Annotated in this window: 17 protein-coding genes; 9 read left to right on the forward strand and 8 right to left on the reverse strand. The window is 49.5% G+C overall.

Going from position 1 to position 19,385, the window contains the following annotated elements:
• Nucleotides 1–12: 12 nt before the first annotated feature.
• Both ACO05E_RS17305 and ACO05E_RS17310 read right to left on the reverse strand, forming a co-directional pair.
• Entirely contained in the window at nt 13–510 is a 498-nt protein-coding gene (locus ACO05E_RS17305; protein WP_419810737.1) for an STAS domain-containing protein, read from the reverse strand.
• Nucleotides 507–1,676 carry a PP2C family protein-serine/threonine phosphatase gene (locus ACO05E_RS17310; protein ID WP_419810738.1) on the reverse strand — a complete coding sequence of 390 codons (1,170 nt, stop codon included), beginning with the start codon at nt 1,674–1,676 and terminating at the stop codon, nt 507–509. Before ACO05E_RS17310 ends, ACO05E_RS17305 begins: the two co-directional genes overlap by 4 nt.
• A gap of 259 nt (nt 1,677–1,935) precedes the next feature.
• Here ACO05E_RS17310 and ACO05E_RS17315 point away from each other — a divergent pair, with 259 nt between their 5' ends.
• Complete coding sequence (locus ACO05E_RS17315) at nt 1,936–2,238, forward strand: PilZ domain-containing protein (protein ID WP_419810739.1); 303 nt, start codon at nt 1,936–1,938, stop codon at nt 2,236–2,238.
• Between the two features lie 118 nt (nt 2,239–2,356).
• Here the strand turns inward: ACO05E_RS17315 and ACO05E_RS17320 are convergent, their stop codons facing one another.
• The 3 genes from ACO05E_RS17320 to nfuA all read right to left on the reverse strand — a co-directional run bounded on the left by ACO05E_RS17320 (nt 2,357) and on the right by nfuA (nt 4,526).
• Nucleotides 2,357–3,205 (reverse strand): redoxin domain-containing protein, encoded by an 849-nt coding sequence (locus tag ACO05E_RS17320; RefSeq protein WP_419810740.1) that lies wholly within the window; start codon nt 3,203–3,205, stop codon nt 2,357–2,359.
• Nucleotides 3,206–3,250: 45 nt separating this feature from the next.
• Nucleotides 3,251–3,811 (reverse strand): TetR/AcrR family transcriptional regulator, encoded by a 561-nt coding sequence (locus ACO05E_RS17325; protein WP_419810741.1) that lies wholly within the window; start codon nt 3,809–3,811, stop codon nt 3,251–3,253.
• A gap of 121 nt (nt 3,812–3,932) precedes the next feature.
• Nucleotides 3,933–4,526: a Fe-S biogenesis protein NfuA gene (gene nfuA / locus ACO05E_RS17330; protein ID WP_419810742.1), complete on the reverse strand. Its 594-nt coding sequence runs from the start codon at nt 4,524–4,526 to the stop codon at nt 3,933–3,935.
• 213 nt (nt 4,527–4,739) lie between these two features.
• Here nfuA and metH point away from each other — a divergent pair, with 213 nt between their 5' ends.
• The 6 genes from metH to ACO05E_RS17360 all read left to right on the forward strand — a co-directional run bounded on the left by metH (nt 4,740) and on the right by ACO05E_RS17360 (nt 14,360).
• Nucleotides 4,740–8,474, forward strand: a complete 3,735-nt coding sequence (gene metH, locus ACO05E_RS17335; RefSeq protein ID WP_419810743.1) for a methionine synthase — start codon at nt 4,740–4,742, stop codon at nt 8,472–8,474.
• Between the two features lie 36 nt (nt 8,475–8,510).
• Complete coding sequence (locus tag ACO05E_RS17340) at nt 8,511–9,926, forward strand: MATE family efflux transporter (RefSeq protein ID WP_419810744.1); 1,416 nt, start codon at nt 8,511–8,513, stop codon at nt 9,924–9,926.
• Between the two features lie 57 nt (nt 9,927–9,983).
• Nucleotides 9,984–10,781, forward strand: a complete 798-nt coding sequence (locus ACO05E_RS17345) for a glycerophosphodiester phosphodiesterase family protein (protein ID WP_419810745.1) — start codon at nt 9,984–9,986, stop codon at nt 10,779–10,781.
• 161 nt (nt 10,782–10,942) lie between these two features.
• Nucleotides 10,943–12,604: a nitrite/sulfite reductase gene (locus tag ACO05E_RS17350; protein ID WP_255856640.1), complete on the forward strand. Its 1,662-nt coding sequence runs from the start codon at nt 10,943–10,945 to the stop codon at nt 12,602–12,604.
• On the forward strand, nt 12,588–13,091 hold the full coding sequence (locus ACO05E_RS17355) for a DUF934 domain-containing protein (RefSeq protein ID WP_419810746.1): 504 nt from the start codon (nt 12,588–12,590) through the stop codon (nt 13,089–13,091). The genes ACO05E_RS17350 and ACO05E_RS17355 overlap by 17 nt, the downstream gene beginning before the upstream one ends.
• A 108-nt stretch (nt 13,092–13,199) precedes the next feature.
• Nucleotides 13,200–14,360: a cation:proton antiporter gene (locus tag ACO05E_RS17360; RefSeq protein ID WP_419810747.1), complete on the forward strand. Its 1,161-nt coding sequence runs from the start codon at nt 13,200–13,202 to the stop codon at nt 14,358–14,360.
• Nucleotides 14,361–14,432: 72 nt separating this feature from the next.
• Here ACO05E_RS17360 and ACO05E_RS17365 read toward each other — a convergent pair whose 3' ends face one another.
• The 3 genes from ACO05E_RS17365 to meaB form a co-directional block, all read right to left on the reverse strand.
• Complete coding sequence (locus tag ACO05E_RS17365; RefSeq protein WP_419810748.1) at nt 14,433–15,842, reverse strand: phosphatidylinositol-specific phospholipase C domain-containing protein; 1,410 nt, start codon at nt 15,840–15,842, stop codon at nt 14,433–14,435.
• A 166-nt stretch (nt 15,843–16,008) separates the two neighbouring features.
• Complete coding sequence (locus ACO05E_RS17370; RefSeq protein ID WP_419810749.1) at nt 16,009–16,473, reverse strand: YiiD C-terminal domain-containing protein; 465 nt, start codon at nt 16,471–16,473, stop codon at nt 16,009–16,011.
• A 166-nt stretch (nt 16,474–16,639) separates the two neighbouring features.
• Nucleotides 16,640–17,608 carry a methylmalonyl Co-A mutase-associated GTPase MeaB gene (meaB, locus tag ACO05E_RS17375; RefSeq protein ID WP_419810750.1) on the reverse strand — a complete coding sequence of 323 codons (969 nt, stop codon included), beginning with the start codon at nt 17,606–17,608 and terminating at the stop codon, nt 16,640–16,642.
• A 214-nt stretch (nt 17,609–17,822) separates the two neighbouring features.
• Between meaB and ACO05E_RS17380 the strand changes: the two genes are divergently transcribed.
• Together ACO05E_RS17380 and ACO05E_RS17385 are read left to right on the forward strand one after the other, a co-directional pair.
• The gene (locus tag ACO05E_RS17380; protein ID WP_419810751.1) at nt 17,823–18,629 is read left to right on the forward strand and encodes a diguanylate cyclase domain-containing protein; all 807 of its coding nucleotides are present in this window, start codon (nt 17,823–17,825) and stop codon (nt 18,627–18,629) included.
• On the forward strand, nt 18,530–19,372 hold the full coding sequence (locus ACO05E_RS17385; RefSeq protein WP_419810752.1) for a putative bifunctional diguanylate cyclase/phosphodiesterase: 843 nt from the start codon (nt 18,530–18,532) through the stop codon (nt 19,370–19,372). Before ACO05E_RS17380 ends, ACO05E_RS17385 begins: the two co-directional genes overlap by 100 nt.
• Nucleotides 19,373–19,385: the final 13 nt, after the last annotated feature.

Below are 19,385 nucleotides of genomic sequence, written 5' to 3' on the forward strand. Positions count from 1 at the left end.
GGGGGAGTTGGATCAGGAGTGCTTATGCAGGTCGGCTTCCAGACAGTCGACCAACTCTTTAAAGGTGTCTTTATTTTTCTCATTCATGCCCATTAACACCTTATGAGCATCGATTACTTGCTGACGCGCTTCGTCTTCATCCACAGCCGTTGCCGCCCACTGGGTAAAGTCGGCGTCATCCGGTAAGGTCTCATCAATAATATGGAACACCTGATCAAACCCCATCGACAACAGGATTTTGGTAATGTTCGGGTTAGGACTAACAATGGTCGGTGTCAGATGAAAGCGATCACGACAAAGAATAGAAATCTTGGCAATTTGTCCCAGTGTGGTGCTATCCACTCCGATGGCTTCGGATAAATCCACCACAATATTGCTGAAATCAGGCTTGGTGAGAATATCATCCAGATATTTTTCCAGCGCCGAACAGAGATTCAGGCGAACATCGCCTTTCAGGCGAATAACATGCGCGCCATCAACAAATGCGACAAATATCTCTCCGGATGTCATAAGCCACCTCTCGAAACTGACACCATGGCAATATCATCCGGCACTTCATCCCGATACGGAATGCCCAGTGCCTCAGCGATGCTATTAATATCACCACGGCTTTCTATTGCCATCGCCAATAATGCCTCTTCTTTATCATTCAAGGTCGATTCCGGCATGATTTCCAGTATCCCGTCAGAAAACATCAGTAAAGAAAAGTTCGATTCCAATGACATTGTGTATTCCTGATAATGCGCTTCCGGGAATAAGCCCACTGGCATCGCGCGACCATCAAGGTAGCGTGAGCCGTTATTGGTGAGCAGAATAGGCATTGGAAAATGCCCTCCTACACTGTAATGCAGCACATTACTTTTCAGACAGATAACGCCATAAAACATGGTCAGATGCTTATCCAGCTCCGAAGCATGCATTTCCGCATTCACTCGTTGCAAAACCTGAGCCGGATGAATGACATCATCACTGGAGCCACGATTAAAGTTGCGTTTAAGACGATAAGTCAGATTCTTCAACAACACAGTAACAAAGGCTGAAGAAGCTCCATGGCCGGAAACATCGGCTATATAAAACACCAGCCGATCATCATCCAGCTCAAAATAATCCAGGAAATCACCGCTTAACAGTAAAGATGGAGTAATCCGGTGCTGACAACGCAGTTCACGAAAAGTCAGGGGATCAGGCAGCATTCGTTGCTGAGCATGTCGTCCGGCTAACTGGTCGCTGCGTAATTCGTCGAGGCCACGGCGCAGCTCAGTATTGGTTTTTTCCAGATGCTCACGATAGGCGCGATTTTCAGCTTCCAGTCGCTCCCGTTCCAGTGCTTTAGATAATGAATACTCCAGCACTTCGGGACTTTCAAGCGGCTTGGCCAGAAAATCATCCGCTCCCGAGCGCAATGCCTGAACAACGTTTTCCATATCGTCCGATGAAGAGACCACCAGAACCGGCAGTGAGCTGTGTTGTTTTATTGTGCGTAACAGCCCAAGGCCATCAAACCCGGGCGTGTCGAGATCGCAAATAACAGCGTCAATCGCCTGTTCAGCTAAGACTGCCGAAGCATCCGGGGCATTATCGGTAAATACCAATGCATGATGATGTTTTACAAGGTAAGCAGCAATGCCGCTACGCTCCAGAACACCTTCGTCAATGACCAACAAATTGGCGGCCACCGGTGCCTCCCAACCAACTAAATTAAGCTGCGAACACTAACGCCTAGTGCGTTGTGTTGCAATGCTCCCTGATAATTTTCTGATCACTTTTGAACAATTACTAAAAACGGGTTTTTTCGGACATTCCTGTCTATCCTTAATCATCAGACAATCCGTGATTGTAATGGCACGAGCTATGCTGAATGATTCTTACATAGCGGTACGTTTTATATAACAACCGTCTCATACCACAACAGACCAGTACGAGGAGCGCCTGTTTATGTCCAATACGGCACGTAACTTTCAGGAAAAAAGGGATTACATTCGTATGCAGGTGGATACACCCGCCACACTCACTCTGGAAAACGGTGAGGTGCATCAAATGACCTGTATTGACCTCAGCTCAAGCGGTGTGCAGCTGAGAAGTAAAGATACTGTTCCTGCCAATAGCAAAGGTGAGCTGAAAGTCGCCAGTGGTGGTGGCACGACTCCGGCACTACACGCCAGTGTTACGGTATGCCGTATTCAGGAAATTCAGTCCGGCGAATATCGCATTGGCTTAAGCATCGATTCTTTCTTATAAATCGATTTTTTCTTAAGCAGCGATTTCTAAGGCCATAAATCCAGGATCATAGATTCAAGATCATAGAGATTCAGGGCCAAAGCCAACCGGCCAGCCCTGAATCCAGCCTCAACAAACCTCAGGCAAGCTTACCGTCAAGAATTTGCAGGAAGGTTTCTGGCTCAGGACGAACGCGGTAGTTATCCGTTTGATCCAGAAAAATAATGTTACCGGTGGCATCGGTCATTAATACCGTTGGCATCACCGTATCACTATCGTATCCAAGCCCCTGCAAGCCAGCTGGCGTACCACCAACAGCATCAATTTTCAGCGTTTTAGCCGCTGCATTATCAACATCGACCATAAAGTTAAAGTTCACCGCAAAACGTTTTGCCAGATCTTCACTGTTAGCATGGGACTGGGAACTGATCAGGTAGGTTTTTACGCCCCGCTGCTCCAACTGCTGATACTGGGCTGCTACTTCTTTGATTTGCGCCATACACAAGGGACACCAGTTGCCGCGATAAAAAATAAACAGCCCCGCCTGACCCTGGCTGTCATTGGAGTTAAACCTTGTGCCATCCGGGTATTGCAGCTCAAACTGTGGCAGCTTTTCGCCCAACTTAAGCTCAGACTGACTGCGATCGCCAAAGCGGCTATACCAGAACACATACAACAACGCACCCGTCACCAGCAAAGCGGCCACCACAGGTACAACCGGTAAGGCTTCTGCCACTCCCTGATAAGCGGCTGCGACGGAAACAACAATGGTTGGCACGGTTAACTGTGGAATATTGGCCGATGTGCGTGGCACATTACCGAGAAACAACCACCCCATAAAAGCACTGATTGGTAGCGCGGTAAGAGACAGCAGCCATAAAGCGGGTGACGACGTTAGCCACCCCTGATAGCCGGCATAAATCAGAGTGACAAATGCCAGCGTCAGATAGCCGGAGATAAACAGCGACTTAATCCACATCATTTTCATATCTTTCTCCTGGTAGGTTTTATTTGATTCCGTATTTGTTATTTTTCAGGTCATTTGCATCTGATCAAACGACCAATTAATTTGCCGGGCTAACAATTCTGACGACAACCCCGCCTGCCCTTGCAAGCGCCATCCCATTAACAGGCTGGCCAACCATTCCACAGCCACCTCAGGATCATTAACAGCAGCATTTTCTAAGGCTCGCTGCCATTGCTGCTTAACCCGGTTGAATTGTTGCAGCACCTGCTGATGCAAGCCCTGGTCAACACCGCTGAACTCCGACACTGAGCTCACCAGCAAGCACCCCTGCTGCAAAGGAACAAACGACTGCCCAGTGAGAGTAAATAAAAAAAACTGACGCAGCAGGTTGATTCCTGAATGCTGCTTTTCCAGCAATTGCCAGACCGTCAGAATCTGATCCACGTACAGCGTAAGACACTCACAATAAAGCTGCTGTTTATCGGCAAAGCTGTTGTAAAAACTGCTACGACTGATTCCCATAGTTTTCAACAGCAGCGCCATGCTGCTGGCCTGATAGCCATGAAGCCAGAAGCAATTCATCGCTTTAACCAATACCGCCTGACGCTCAAATTCAACCGGGCGCATACATCTACTCGTTACGTTAATGGCACTACTGTGGCTAACAATAGCATTCTGAACCAATCATTCCAAAACTATCAAAATAAAACCCGAAGTCATCACTTCGGGTTCAGAGACTGATTCGCGCTTATTTAAAATACGCGTTTTCAGTTTGCGAGTGATCGGTCTCATCGCGCACACCGGTTACTTCCGGAATCTTGGCGACCAGGCTCGCTTCTACACCGTCTTTTAAGGTCATATCAACAGCGCTACAGCCCTGACAACCACCACCGAACTTCAGTACCGCAATACCACTTTCTTCATCGAAATCGACCAGACTAACTTCACCGCCATGCGCTGCCAAACCCGGATTAACCTCGGTATACAGCAAGTAGTTGATGCGATCCTGAACCGGGCTATCTTCATTCACTTTTGGCATTTTAGCGTTTGGTGCTTTGATGGTCAGCTGGCCACCCATACGGTCTTTGGCGAAGTCGATTTTTGACTCTTCCAGATACGGAATGCTCATGGCCTCTACATAGACCTTGAGTTTTTCCATCACCTGAAGCTCATCATTGGCACTCACTTCTTCCGGGCGACAATAAGCCAGACAAGTCTCGGCGTATTTAGTACCCGGCTGGGTAATAAAAATACGAACAGCCATCCCGTCAACATTCTGCTTTTCCAGCAGCTCTGCCAGGTAACTTTCGGCGTCCGGGGTAATGGTTACGTATTCAGTCATCATCTCTACCTCAATCAAGTGGCGCTATATTACCTAATCCACCCGCGCCACGAAATACCCAAGTAAAATAGTTGGGTAAAACAATCTATTGCCGGTCGATCACAGACAAGCTTGAGGTTTTATTCCCCCAGCGGATGTGATCCAGCTTCAGTTTTGCTACAATCCCGCGCCATTTTTACAAACCCGTTCACTTATCAGCGTTGTAGGTTTTTCATGTCTGAATCAATATCTCCTGCCCAATTAACTGAGTTACGTCAGCAACGTATCGCCCGGTTAAAAGCCAATATGGAGCAACGCATCCATATTCTGGATGGTGGCATGGGCACCCTGATTCAGTCGCACCAACTGGAAGAAAAAGACTACCGTGGTGAACGCTTCGCCGATATTGCCCAGGATGTAAAAGGCAATAACGACCTGTTGGTGATCACGCAGCCAGACATCATTGCCGGCATTCACCGCCAGTATTTTATGGCTGGTGCCGATATCGTCGAAACCAACACCTTTAACTCCACTCGCGTGTCCCAGGCCGACTACGACATGGAAGAGCTGGTGCCTGAGCTGAACTGCGAAGCCGCCGCCTTAGCGCGTCGTGTTGCCGACGAAGTGGAAGCAGAAACAGGTACACCACGTTATGTTGCGGGTGTATTAGGCCCAACCAGTAAAACCGCCTCGATTTCTCCCGATGTAAACGACCCGGGCTTCCGTAACATCAGCTTTGATCAATTGGTGGAAGAGTACGTTGAAGCAACCGAATCGTTAATGGACGGTGGCGCTGACATCATTCTGATCGAAACCGTATTCGACACATTGAATGCTAAAGCGGCCATTTTTGCGGTACAGGAAGCTTTTGAGCGCAAAGGTGAAGAGCTGCCCATCATGATCTCCGGCACCATCACCGATGCGTCTGGCCGTACTTTGTCTGGCCAAACCGCAGAAGCGTTCTGGAACTCAGTCGCTCACGCTAAACCACTATCGGTTGGCCTGAACTGCGCACTGGGTGCGGAAGAACTACGCCCGCACGTTGAAGAGCTATCCAATAAGGTTTCTACCTTTGTCTCGGCTCACCCTAATGCGGGCCTACCGAACGAATTTGGTGAGTACGATCAGTCAGCCAGCGAAATGGCCGAGATCGTAGAAGAATTTGCCGCCAGCGGCTTCTTAAACATCGTTGGTGGTTGTTGCGGCACCAGCCCGGCTCATATCGAAGCCGTGGCCAAGGCCGTGGCCAAACACCCGCCACGCAAGATTCCAGAAATCAAACGCGCTTGTCGCTTGTCTGGCCTTGAGCCGTTTAACTTCGATGAAGATAGTTTGTTTGTGAACGTGGGTGAACGCGCCAACGTTACCGGCTCTGCCCGCTTTAAGCGCTTGATCAAAGAAGAAGCCTACGACGAAGCCTTAGAAGTCGCTCGCGTACAGGTAGAAAACGGCGCTCAGATCATCGATATCAACATGGATGAAGGCATGTTGGATTCTGAGGCGGCCATGGTGCGCTACCTCAACCTGATTGCTTCTGAGCCGGATATTTCCCGCGTGCCAATCATGGTGGACTCCTCTAAGTGGGAAATCATTGAAGCGGGCCTGAAGTGCATTCAGGGCAAGCCAGTGGTGAACTCCATCTCCCTGAAAGAAGGTGAAGAAGAGTTTATTGACAAAGCCAAGCGCTGCATGCGTTTTGGTGCGGCCGTAGTTGTAATGGCGTTTGACGAAGTCGGTCAGGCTGACACTGTTGCGCGTAAAAATGAAATCTGTGAGCGTTCATACCGCGTTCTGGTTGATAAAGTCGGCTTCCCGCCAGAAGACATCATCTTTGACCCGAATATTTTTGCCGTTGCTACGGGCATCGAAGAGCACAACAACTACGCGGTAGACTTTATTGAGTCGTGTGAGTTTATTACTAAGAACTTGCCTTACGCCAAAATCTCTGGCGGCGTGAGCAACGTATCCTTCTCGTTCCGTGGTAACGAGCCGGTGCGTGAAGCAATCCACTCGGTATTCCTGTATTACGCCATCCAAAATGGTATGAGCATGGGTATCGTCAACGCCGGTCAGTTGGCCGTTTACGATGATTTGCCAGAAGAGCTGAAAGACCGCGTTGAAGACGTCATCCTCAACAAACGTGCAGACGGCACCGACCGTTTATTAGAAATCGCCGAGAAATACCGTGGCGACGGTTCAGTTCAGGAAAAAGAAAACGAAGCCTGGCGTGAGCTGCCGGTGCGCGAGCGTTTAACTCACGCATTGGTAAAAGGCATCAACGGCTTTGTTGAAGAAGACACCGAAGAAGCACGCCAGATGTTCGACCGCCCTATCGAGGTGATCGAAGGCCCGTTAATGGACGGCATGAACGTGGTGGGTGACTTATTCGGCTCCGGTAAAATGTTCCTGCCGCAGGTGGTGAAAAGCGCCCGCGTAATGAAACAAGCGGTAGCCTACTTGCTGCCGTTTATTGAAGAAGAAAAAGACGGCGCGTCACAAAGTCAGGGCAAAATCCTGATGGCGACGGTAAAAGGCGACGTACACGACATCGGTAAAAACATCGTGGGCGTGGTACTGCAATGTAACAACTTTGAAGTGATCGACCTGGGAGTGATGGTTCCGGCGGAGAAAATCCTGAAAGTTGCCAAAGAAGAAAACTGCGACATCATTGGCTTATCAGGCCTGATCACCCCATCGCTGGACGAAATGGTGCACGTCGCACGTGAAATGCAACGTCTGGATTATCAGATGCCGCTGCTGATTGGTGGCGCAACCACCTCCAAAGCACATACTGCAGTGAAGATTGAGCCTCAATATCAGAACGATATTGCTACTTATGTAGCCGATGCGTCTCGTGCCGTAGGTGTTGCTCAGAAGCTGATGAACCCTAAAGACAAAGCGGAATACATCAACGAGCGCCGCGAAGAATACATCAAGGTACGTGAGCGCAGCGCTAATCGTAAAGCCAAGGCATTATTGAACTACGATGATGCTATTGCTAACAGCTTCAAGGCAGACTGGGCCAGCGCCGACAATCCGGATGGCTACACGCCACCAAAACCGAACAAGTTAGGCATCACGGTTTACGACGATTTCGATCTGGCTGACCTGGTGAACTACATCGACTGGACACCATTCTTCTTCTCTTGGGAGCTGGCGGGTAAATTCCCACGCATCTTAGAAGATGAGGTGGTCGGCGAAGCCGCAACCAATCTGTTTAAAGATGCACAAGTCATGCTGAAGCGTATCGTAGACGAGAAGCTATTCACCGCCAAAGGCGTGGTGGGCCTATGGCCAGCACAGCGTCGTGGCCCAGATGATTTAGTTGTTTTTTCAAATGATGACCAGGAAGAAATCGCCCTGTTACATCATTTACGTCAGCAAACCGATAAGCCAAATGATCAGCCAAACTTCTCGCTGGCTGATTTTGTTGCACCGGAAGGCACGGTAACCGACTACGTTGGTGGCTTTGTGGTCACCACGGGCCTGGAAACCGAAACTCTGGCGAAGCAATACGACGATAACAACGACGACTACAACAGCATCATGATCAAAGCGCTGGCAGATCGTCTGGCTGAAGCCTTTGCTGAGCGTATGCACGAAATCGTTCGTAAAGACACCTGGGGTTACGCTGCCGATGAACAGCTGGATAACGAAGCTCTGATCAAAGAAGCGTACAAAGGCATTCGCCCAGCACCGGGTTACCCGGCCTGTCCGGATCACACCGAAAAAACCACCTTGTTTAAACTACTGGATGCAGAGAAACACACCGGCGTAACCCTGACTGAAAACTTCGCCATGTTCCCGGCAGCATCGGTCAGCGGCTGGTACTTCTCTCACCCACAAGCCAAGTACTTTGGCTTAGGTAAGATTGGCAAGGATCAGGTAGAAAGCATCTCTGAGCGTAAAGGTCGTGAGGTCAGCGATATGGAACGCTGGCTGTCGCCGAACTTATCTTATGATCGCTAATTCACCTGAATTAAGCACACTAAGACATTGTTTTAAATGATGTTATTACAACAGCGAGTAGCCAGGCTGCTCGCTATTTCACCCGAGCGACTACAGCGCATCCTGCTGATTGGCGTGCCTATTATTGGTGGTATGTTATCGCAGAGCCTGATCAATCTGGTGGATGCCGCCATGGTGGGCCGCTTAGGGGATGTGGCACTTGCCGGGGTTGGCGTTGGTAGCTACGCCAGCTTTATTGTGGTCTCAGCCGTGATGGGCTTATCTTCTGGTGTTCAGGCACTGGTCGCAAGGCGCAGTGGCGAACTACAGAAAACCAGAGAACTGCAAAAAAGCGGCGGCTCACAAAAAAGTAGCGGCAACCCTCAAGGCCAATTGGCTGAACCTTTATTATCAGGGCTGTTACTGGCTCTACTCTGCGGCATCCCTCTTACCCTGTTGTTTTATTTCGGCGCGCCGTTTTTTATCCCGCTGTTTAACAACAGCGACGATGTTGCCGCCATTGCAATTCCCTACTTCGAATGGCGCACCCTGGCAGCCACTTTTATTGGTATGAACTTCGTGTTTCGTGGTTTCTGGAGTGGCATTGGCGACTCCAAAACCTACCTCAAAGTCCTGCTCTTTATGCACCTGGCCAATGTGGTACTGAGCTACTTATTGATCTTTGGCCTGCCAAGTTTAGGAATTTATGGCTATGGTGCCGTTGGCTCGGGCATGGGTACCGCTGCCTCCATGGTGATTGGTACGCTGGTGTATTTCTGGCTGACATTCAGGCGACACCTGAACCACGCCATCTCACTGCCAAATCGCAACACCATACTCTCCGTCGCACGCCTGGCCATTCCGAACTCCACCCAGCAAGTGTTGTTTGCCTTGGGCACCAGTGTGATGTTCTGGATCATCGGTCAGATCGGCACCCAGGAACAGGCGGTTGGCCACATCCTGATTAATCTGGCGTTGCTGCTGATCCTGCCCGCCGTAGGGCTGGGCATTGCCTCCAGTAGTCTGGTGGGTCAGGCTTTAGGGCGTGGCGATAAGCAGGATGCCTATCAATGGGGTTGGGAAGTTGTGCGCGTAGCAGCACTGATTATGGCGGTGGTTGGCATGCCACTATGGCTATTCCCACAGCAGATTCTGCGCTTATTCACTCCGGATATTCATTTGATTGAACTGGGCACCTGGCCGTTACGCATCTCCGGCTTTGCCATTGCACTGGAGGTCACGGCTATGGTGCTGACTCAAGCTTTGTTAGGCGCTGGGGCCAGCAAGCAGGTGATGAAAATTAATCTGATCATGCAATGGGCCGTGTTATTACCACTGGCTTATTTTGTTGGTCCGTTTGCCGGTGCCGGACTAACGGGCGTCTGGATTCTGCAAGGTGTGCAGCGAGTTTCGCTGTCGTTGGTTTATGGTGTAATCTGGCGCAGCCGACATTGGGCAGACATTCGTATTTGAATCATTAATGACTATTCATTCCTGACTACTCATTCTTGACCACCATGGAGATTGTGTATGACGTCGTATCGTCCCTTCTCGCTGGACAGCCTGAACAATCCTTATCAGCAGATGGAACCCGTGATTGCCCATCGTGGCGCCAGTGGTGAAGCGCCGGAAAATACCGCTGCCGCCATTCGCTTAGCGGCCGAGCAAGGTGCCCACTGGATTGAAGTTGACGCTACTATAAGCGCCGAAGGTGTTGCAGTAATCTTTCACGACTCCGAACTGAAGCGCTGCTCCAATGGTGACGGTCATGTGGCGCAACTGCGTCTGTCAGAACTTAAAGCGCTCGATTGTGGCAGCTGGTTTTCCCCTCAGTACCGCGGCGAAAACATCCTGACACTCGCAGAGTTGCTGACCTTATGTAATCAGCTGGGGCTGAACCTGAACCTGGAGGTTAAACCCACTATTGGCCGGGAGACCGAAACCGTCTGGGCCATTCGCACCGCGTTACAACAAGTCCCTTTTGATAACAGCCTGCTACTCAGCAGCTTTAACCATCATGCGCTGAAAGCTTGTCAGCAGCACTTGCCGGATATCGCTCGCGCGCTGAATGTCGACGCCATTCCTTATAACTGGCAGGAGCGTCTGGATGAATACCAGGCACTTGGACTGCATTTCAGTGCCGATTTCTTTGATGCCAGACTGGTTCAGCAACTCAGCGAGCACGGCGTTCCAATGGCCTGCTTTACCGTGAACTCGCCCGAGCTGGCGCAAACGCTGTGGCAGGCCGGAGTCTTATCCGTTTTTTCCGATTACCCATATCGATTAATCCAGACTGCCCGAAAAGCCAATCAATGGCATAATCACTGAACGAAAATCGCTGCGTGCGCCAGATCAGCTCGTCATCAATATGCCCTGCTGGTATTTAGATATAGTTAAATATTCATTTTAAGAATATGCAGGCTTTGTTAAAGTGCGCCGCCATAGAAGATTAACAAAACCGATTAGCTTGATGAGAACAACGGATCACTATGTACGTTTACGACGAGTATGATCAGCAATTGCTGAATGAGCGCGTTGCCCAATTCCAGGGGCAAATGGATCGCTACCTCGCCGGCAAAATTCCGGAAGAGGAATTCCTGCCACTGCGACTGCAAAACGGTATTTATGTTCAACGCTATGCACCTATGTTACGAGTCGCCATTCCTTATGGTTTGTTTAACTCCAAACAGATGCGTGCTTTAGCTGAAGTTGCCCGCGACTATGATAAAGGTTACGCGCATTTCAGTACCCGTCAGAACCTGCAATTCAACTGGCCTGAGCTGGAAAAATGCCCTGAAATTTTAGCCAAACTGGCTGAAGTTCAGATGCATGCGGTACAAACCAGTGGTAACTGTATCCGTAACACCACCACCGACGAATACGCTGGCGTGATTAAAGAAGAGCTGGTTGATCCACGTCCTTACTGTGAAATCATCCGTCAGTGGTCAACCTTCCACCCGGAATTCGCCTTCCTGCCGCGTAAGTTCAAGATTGCCGTTAATGCAGTACCGGGCGCAGATCGTGCGGCCATTCAGGTACACGACATTGGTGTAAACATCGTTAAAAACGATGCCGGTGAAGTGGGTTACCGCATTCTGGTGGGTGGCGGTCTGGGTCGTACCCCAATCGTTGGCACTGAGATTCGTGACTTCCTGGCAGAAGAAGATCTGCTGACCTACCTGGATGCCATCATCCGTGTTTACAACCAGTTTGGTCGTCGTGATAACAAGTACAAAGCGCGTATTAAAATCCTGGTAAAAGCACTGGGTATCGAGCGTATGCGTGAGCTGGTTGAAGAAGAATGGGCTCGCCTGAAAGACGGTGAAGGCAAGCTGCCGGCCAGCGAGCTGGAGCGTGTTAAATCACACTTCACCGAACCGGATTACAAAGCACTGGACGACAATCCAGCGGAATACCAGCAAGCACTGGCTGATAACGTTGCTTTTGCTCGCTGGGTACAACGCAATGTGCGCACCCACAAAAAGCCTGGCTACGCCATCGCCAGCTTTGCGCTGAAGCAAAAAGGCAATGCGCCGGGTGATGTGACGGCCGAGCAAATGGAAGACATCGCTGAGCTGGCCGACAGCTACAGCTTTGGTGAAATCCGCTCGACTCACCAGCAAAACCTGGTGTTAGCCGATGTAGAACAAAGCAAGCTGTTCGAATTGTGGCAAACCGCCAAAGCCAAAGGTCTGGCAACCCCAACTCTGGGCCTGCTGACCGATATGATTTGCTGCCCGGGTGGCGACTTCTGTGCGCTGGCAAATGCCAAGTCTATTCCGATCGCAGAAGATCTGCAGATTCGTTTCGACAATCTGGATTACCTGCACGACTTAGGTGAAATCGACCTGAACATCTCTGGCTGTATGAATGCTTGTGGTCACCACCACGTTGGTAACATCGGTATTCTGGGTGTTGATAAGAAAGGTGAAGAGTTTTATCAGGTATCTCTGGGCGGCAACGCCGGCGACGACACCTCTTTGGGTAAAATTTTAGGCCCATCTTTCTCACGCCAGGCTATTCCGGATGTGATTGGCAAAGTACTGGACTGTTATGTAGAAAAACGCAGCGACGGCGAAAGCTTCCTGGAAGTTTACCGTCGTGTTGGTCACACCACTTTCAAGGAGGCCGTTTATGGAAAACCTGAATAAGGCAAACTTAATCAAAGGCCGCCAGCTGGTATCAGATGATCAATGGCAGGTAATTGCTGATGACGAAGCCATTCAGGACTTCGCCATCATCAGCCTGACCCGCTGGAGCGAGAACAAAGACGAACTGAAAGCTCAGGCGCAAGCCGGTAAGCTGGCTGTTCATCTGGCAGCGGGTGAGACAGCAGAGCAACTGGCCGACGAAGCCAGCCACTTTGCCCTGATTACCATCGATTTTCCCAAGTTCGCCGACGGCCGTGGCTACTCAGCCGCCCGCTTACTGCGTGAGCGTTATGGCTACGAAGGTGAGCTGCGCTCCGTAGGTGATGTTCTGATCGACCAGCTGTTCTTTATGCAACGTTGTGGCTTCACCAGCTTTGCGCTGCGCGGCGATCAGGATCTGGACGATGCGATTGCCGCATTCGACACCTTCTCGGTGTGCTACCAGAACGACGCCAACGATCAGCGTCCGCTTTATCGTCGCCGCTAATCGCCAGAATAATTGATCACTCCGTTGATATAAAACCGCCCTTGTGGCGGTTTTTTTGTTTAAGCTTCCATCACACTCTTCATCTGCACATCGACTAAGATAAAAGGCATGGATCACGATATTGTTTTTTCATTTTTCCTGGTGTTTTCCGGGGCAACCATCTTTGCCACGCTGGCACTGTTCACCCGCCAACCGCTGCTGATTGCCTATATCGCACTGGGCGCATTAGTCGGCCCTTTTGGCATCGGCTGGATTGAACACCCGGAAAATCTGTCAGATATGGCCCATATCGGCATTATTTTCCTGTTGTTCTTGCTGGGGCTGGATATGCAGCCTTCGGCACTGGCAGCGGTTTTGCGTAAGGCCACACTGGTTGCGCTCGTCAGCTCATTGGTGTTTTTTGCCAGCGGCTACGGTTTAACGCAGAGCTTTGGTTATAGCCAGATGGATAGTTTGGTTGTTGGATTAGCCATGATGTTCTCCTCCACCATTATTGGCCTCAAGCTGCTGCCCACCACGGTGCTGCACCACAAGCATATTGGTGAGCTGATGATCGGCTTGTTACTGATTCAAGATATGCTGGCAATTGTGTCGCTGATTTTGCTGGGCGTGATGTCAGGTGAAAGCAAAATGCCGGTATGGCAGCCGTTTGTTGCCCTGCCACTGCTGGCAACCGGCTGTTATCTGTTGGTGAAAGGCGTGCTGCTGCCGCTTATTGCCCGCTTTGATCGCTATCAGGAATACCTGTTTATTCTTGCTATTGGCTGGTGCTTAGCGGTCGCTGAAGGCGCTAAAGCCGTTGGTTTAACCCATGAAATTGGGGCATTTATTGCCGGAGTCACGCTGGCTACCAGCCCAATTGCGCAGTTTATTGCCATCAGCCTGAAACCGTTGCGGGATTTCTTCCTGGTGATGTTCTTCTTTGCCTTAGGCGCCAGCTTCAATATTGGTTTGTTATCAGATGTTATTGTTCCGGCGGCGATATTGGCAGCCATTGTGCTGGCGATAAAACCTGTCACCTTCCGCCTGCTACTGGCACGCTTTAGTGAGCGCCGGGCACTGGCCTGGGATGTAGGGTTTCGTTTGGGGCAAATCAGTGAATTCTCCCTGCTGATTGCCTTTGTTGCTTTGCAGAGCAATTTGCTTAGTGAACAGGGATCTTCTCTGATTCAGGCTACAGCAATTATCACCTTTGCCATTTCCAGCTATATAGTGGTGTTTAATTACCCGAATCCAATTGCCGTAAAAGATGAATTAAGAAGGGATTAACTCCCTTCTCATCTGGCTCCCACGCAGAGCGTGGGAGCCACGTATTAATTGTAGAAATCAGAGTAAAAAACCTTACTCCCTCCAAAACCATTGCTGGTTGGCACCACCATGATGTTGCCACTGGCCAATACGACCACCCTGCTGTGTCGACATGGCGTCCAGCACAATATTAGTGTCATTACGACTGCGCAGTGTATTGCCAACACGATCAAATCTCAGGTTATTGCTATCAACACAATCCCAAATACCAACGCTGCCATCACTGTAAGTTTGTCCGCGATTATCGAGACATTTACCCAGCTTGCTTTTCACATAACCACTGGCAGCATCATAGGCCCACAACTGAGCGGCGTTACCATCACACGGCCACAACCAGACATCATTGCCGTTATGGGTCTGAGCGTGTTTCACATCGAGGCATAAGCCACTGCGCTGGTCCACCAACATACGATACTCAGGCACATTCAGATTAATCACACTTTCAATCAGGCGCTTACCCGGAAAGTCTGACCACACCAGACCCAGAGCGCGGCTCTGGATATTACCGTTCTGAATATAATCCGCTGCCAGCGTATTCAAGCCTTCAAAGGCGATGGTACAGATGCCAATAAAACAGTTTACGCGCGGGAAGTCAGGATAAGAATCCTTCCAGCCCGGTGTGGTTAGCCCGGTCGCCAGACGTGGAGCCGATGTGCCCGGAGAACTATGACCACTGGAAACAAAATACGGAAAAGCACCCGTTGAAGCATTCAGGCCATGGTTATAAATCACCGCATGATTGCCATTATCCGCGCGTTCGAAGCGTGCTTTTACTCCTTCCCATTGCTCGTGCAATTCCCAGTTATTCGCCATGGTGTAATCGGTGGCACCGCCCGCCAACTGAGATTCATGAATGCCCCGTACGTTTCGCGGGGTGAAGAACTTGTACAGCATCACGATTTTGCCGCGAATTTCACCCAGGGTTGGATTCAGAGACGTTGGATTCCAGAATGGCGCGTTATAGTCTGCGACATATTGATCCAGCGTTTCTTCAAACTTACGGGTATTGCCTACCTCGGTATGCGCTGGCTGAATATTCATCAGAATGGTTTCTGACGGATTCTCCTTCAAAAACTCAACCACCGGTTTCAGCACATCTTCACCAAACCAGGCATTCTGAAAAACAATGCCGTGATGGATGGCAAATTCATTATTGATATGGCGATTACGGATATCCAACGCCCGAATTCCGGATTCCAGCTGATCTTTCAATGACATCGACTGAGTCTGAACAATATCGCCGCCAAAAAAGGACAAGGTATCGTGTGTACCCGGCAGCGACATCTTATTAAGCGGCGTATCGTCGCTCAGGCGCTGCATCCAGCGGGGGTGACTGGCGACAGCACCTTCTCCGTGATAGTAGGCACCGTCGTTGTGTGCATGGGTGAAGCTTGTGGTGGATGTTGCCAGCAACAACAGTGCTGCCATTGTTATTTTTTTCATTCCGCACTCCAAAAGTCTGGTCAGAGGCGAACACTATAAGCTGATTTAAGTGAACATCGCTTGCCACGCACAACAAAGTGGTACGATAGGCCCAAAATAACCTATCTGCCATGTTCCCGCGTTTACTCAGGCAGGGTTATCCAGAAACAGGTTATTAAGATAAAAGTCAGCCAGAAATAATGGCGTAGTTGCCGCTAAAAGTAACAGCAATCTTACTGCCAGGTTGTCCATCGGTAGTGATAATGGCATCCAGCGAAATCCGGGCTTTGCCGGTTTCGGCGTAGTCAGCAAAAAAGCGATCGAATTCCGCTGCATCGGGCGCCTGAGCAATGGCGCGAATGGTGCCAGCAACCGGCGCTTTGTATTTCACCTCTCCTCCTGTCACCACCTGATTACATTGAATACCTTTTTCCTGGGTTTTCAGATACACCAGCCCCCAGCAGGCCATAACGGCAGCATTGTATAAACTGCCACCAAACGCGGTTTGCTTGTCGTTGATATTCGGCTCCAGCGGTGCTTGTAAAATCAGCTGCTCACCATCGTAAGAGTCAACTTCCAGCCCCATAAACTGGGTGATTGGCAGGTGTTCTACAAAGAAGTCTTTTAATGTTTGGCTAATATCTGAGTTCATTTTTAAACTAACTTTTCAATTCGCCATTACGGTAGTTACCGCTGAGACACGCTATAAATACATCCCTGTACGCTCGGGTAATTCATCCCTGAATTACACGGTCTCATCAGCAACTACCGTAATAGCTTTGCTGTACTTAAAAACACCTTAAATAATCCAAAGGTGTTCATAGAAGATCGATGATTTTTTGCGCAGCATTGTACGGCGTTGTCTGATTATTCAACACCTGATTTTCCAGCTCTGGCATTTGCTGCTGCACCTGAGGGTTTTGTTTCAGCCGCAACTCCAGCATTTCGTGAATCAGCTTCTTCAGCCATTCACTGTTTTGTCGGGCGCGCTTTTCATCAAAAGCCGATATGCCGGCATTAACACACTCAATAGCCGCAGCTTGATAAGCCTCAATCATTTGCCAGACATCCTGAATGCGCTCTTTTTTGAGTGCCGAACAGGTTTTCACCTGAGGCGTCCAGAAGCTGGCATTCTTTATCAGGTGCAGTGCATTCTGGTAATGGCTTTGTGTTTGCTGAGCAAGATTAATGCTTTCACCATCGGCTTTATTAATCACCAGCGCATCCGCTAATTCCATAATGCCGCGTTTAATACCCTGCAACTCATCCCCGGCATTGGGAAGCATTAGCACCAGAAAGAAATCGACCATGGCCGCCACTTCGTATTCCGACTGCCCAACTCCGACGGTTTCCACCAAAATCACATCGTAACCAGCGGCTTCGCATAGCAGCATGGTTTCGCGGGTTTTCTGCGCCACTCCGCCCAGCGCCCCCTCACTGGGAGATGGGCGAATAAAGGCGTTTTCTTCGCGGGATAATAATTCCATGCGGGTTTTATCACCCAGAATACTGCCACCACGCAGCGGCGAACTGGGGTCAACCGCCAGTACCGCCACTTTTTTCCCCTGCTCAATCAAATGCAGGCCAAAGGCTTCAATAAAGGTGGATTTACCCACTCCGGGGATACCGGTAATACCAATCCGGATAGACTTTCCGGTATCCGGCAAGAGTTGATTAAGAATGCTTTGGGCCTGTTGGCGATGCTGGTCGAGCTTGCTCTCGACCAGGGTAATGGCTTTTGCCAGTGCCCGGCGATTGCCTGTTTTTAATTGTTCCAAATCGATCATAAAGCAGCTGTGGCCAGGCAAGAGTGAAATTAACCGTCATAGTAACGGCTTGGTCATTAAAAAAACACAGACTGGTTACTCGACCCAGGAAGATGACAAAAGCATCATCAACTCATAATTTACTATCAGAATTGACAATAATTCTATATGCTTTGCCGATTCCGTTTTTGCTCGTTTCCGAACGCTGCCTGACAAGGAGGGTAACGACACAACAATGGAACAGACAACACTGAGTAAACAAGTAAAAAAACGCTCAACTCGTGAGTTTTATTTCGCCATATTCTGCGTAGTGGCATTAACTTTTGGTTCAATTGCGGCCGATTTCGAAGCCTTTGAACTGCTGTATGAGTTTACCCGAGTCCACGAAAGTTGGGACTTAGACGAAATTTTACTGTTTCTGTTTTATGCAGGTATTGTTTCGACCCTGTATAGCATCCGCCGCGTCGGCGATATCAAACGCCTGAATAAAAAAGTAACCCATCTGGCGTATTACGATACCGTTACTCAACTCCCGAATCGCAGTTTTGCCATCGATCAACTCAAGCAGATGCTGCGCACCAGCAAACGGAAACGCACCCAGGTAGCGGTGGCGTTTATCGACTTTGATAACTTTAAGACCATCAACGATACCTTTGGTCATAGCCAGGGGGATGAATTATTAAAACAAATTGGCCAACGATTAAGCAGCGAACTGAATGATCCGGGGTTTGTTGCACGACTGGGCGGTGATGAGTTTCTTGTACTGATGCAATTCAGCGATCACCAGGCGCTGTCTCAACTGGATCAGCTATTTTCCCGTGCCAGTAAACGCCCCTATGTACTAAGTTCCGGTGAAGTCAGTGTGACCTTTAGTATCGGAGTGGCGCTATTTCCTCAAGACGCGGCAACTGTTCCATCACTGCTAAAGCGGCAGATACTGCCATGTATCACACTAAGCTTAGCGGCAAGGGGGATATCACCTATTACAACGCGGAAATGGGAGAGCAATCCAGTAAGCGCCATCAATTGGAAATTGGGTTGACAACAGCCATTGAGAATCAGGAGTTTTTTCTCGAATACCAGCCGCAAAAATGTTTGAAAACCGGTCGGATTACCGGCTACGAAGCCTTATTACGCTGGCGTAAAAACGGCATTCTGATCCAGCCCCTCGACTTTATCCCTATTAGTGAAGATACCGGACAAATTGAGGCGCTTGGTGCCTGGGTGCTGGAGCAGGCTATCAAAGAAATAAAGCCGATTCTGAGCAGTGATCAGACTCTGGCGATTAATATTTCGCCACGCCAGTTTCATCAGGGCAATCTGGTAGCCATGGTCCAACAGATACTGACCCGCTATGACTTTCCTTCTCATCAGTTAGAGCTTGAGGTTACCGAATCGGCCATTGCCAATAACTTTGACGATACCGTAACTAAGGTCGCTCAGTTAAATGAGTCCGGCATTGCGATAGCCATTGATGATTTTGGTACTGGTTATTCGTCACTTGCCCGACTCAGTGCCCTTGCGATTGGCCGAATAAAAATCGACAAATCGTTTACCGCGCAACTTGATGACAGTGACAAAGATGGCAAACTGATTTGCTCTATTATCAATATTGCCAGCAGCATGCAGCTTAGCGTTATCGCTGAGGGCGTTGAGACACAGTCGCAGCAGGACAAGCTCAACGCTTTGGGCTGTGACTGTATTCAGGGGTATTACTTTGCTCGCCCGATGGCCATCGATAACTTAATACAAAGCCAGAATCCAGCTATAACTGCGACTGACTAAAAACGAATCAACC

The sequence above is a fragment of the Bacterioplanoides sp. genome (genome assembly GCF_965226395.1).
Taxonomy (GTDB): Bacteria; Pseudomonadota; Gammaproteobacteria; order Pseudomonadales; family Oceanobacteraceae; genus Bacterioplanoides.

Coding starts and splice junctions, on each gene's coding strand:
- metH (WP_419810743.1), top strand. CDS start 4,740: ATGTCTGAATCAATATCTCCTGCCCAATTAACTGAGTTACGTCAGCAA.
- ACO05E_RS17365 (WP_419810748.1), bottom strand. CDS start 15,842: ATGAAAAAAATAACAATGGCAGCACTGTTGTTGCTGGCAACATCCACC.
- ACO05E_RS17340 (WP_419810744.1), top strand. CDS start 8,511: ATGATGTTATTACAACAGCGAGTAGCCAGGCTGCTCGCTATTTCACCC.
- ACO05E_RS17325 (WP_419810741.1), bottom strand. CDS start 3,811: ATGCGCCCGGTTGAATTTGAGCGTCAGGCGGTATTGGTTAAAGCGATG.
- ACO05E_RS17380 (WP_419810751.1), top strand. CDS start 17,823: ATGGAACAGACAACACTGAGTAAACAAGTAAAAAAACGCTCAACTCGT.
- nfuA (WP_419810742.1), bottom strand. CDS start 4,526: ATGACTGAATACGTAACCATTACCCCGGACGCCGAAAGTTACCTGGCA.
- ACO05E_RS17320 (WP_419810740.1), bottom strand. CDS start 3,205: ATGAAAATGATGTGGATTAAGTCGCTGTTTATCTCCGGCTATCTGACG.
- ACO05E_RS17350 (WP_255856640.1), top strand. CDS start 10,943: ATGTACGTTTACGACGAGTATGATCAGCAATTGCTGAATGAGCGCGTT.
- ACO05E_RS17345 (WP_419810745.1), top strand. CDS start 9,984: ATGACGTCGTATCGTCCCTTCTCGCTGGACAGCCTGAACAATCCTTAT.
- ACO05E_RS17385 (WP_419810752.1), top strand. CDS start 18,530: ATGTATCACACTAAGCTTAGCGGCAAGGGGGATATCACCTATTACAAC.
- ACO05E_RS17315 (WP_419810739.1), top strand. CDS start 1,936: ATGTCCAATACGGCACGTAACTTTCAGGAAAAAAGGGATTACATTCGT.
- ACO05E_RS17305 (WP_419810737.1), bottom strand. CDS start 510: ATGACATCCGGAGAGATATTTGTCGCATTTGTTGATGGCGCGCATGTT.
- meaB (WP_419810750.1), bottom strand. CDS start 17,608: ATGATCGATTTGGAACAATTAAAAACAGGCAATCGCCGGGCACTGGCA.
- ACO05E_RS17370 (WP_419810749.1), bottom strand. CDS start 16,473: ATGAACTCAGATATTAGCCAAACATTAAAAGACTTCTTTGTAGAACAC.
- ACO05E_RS17360 (WP_419810747.1), top strand. CDS start 13,200: ATGGATCACGATATTGTTTTTTCATTTTTCCTGGTGTTTTCCGGGGCA.
- ACO05E_RS17355 (WP_419810746.1), top strand. CDS start 12,588: ATGGAAAACCTGAATAAGGCAAACTTAATCAAAGGCCGCCAGCTGGTA.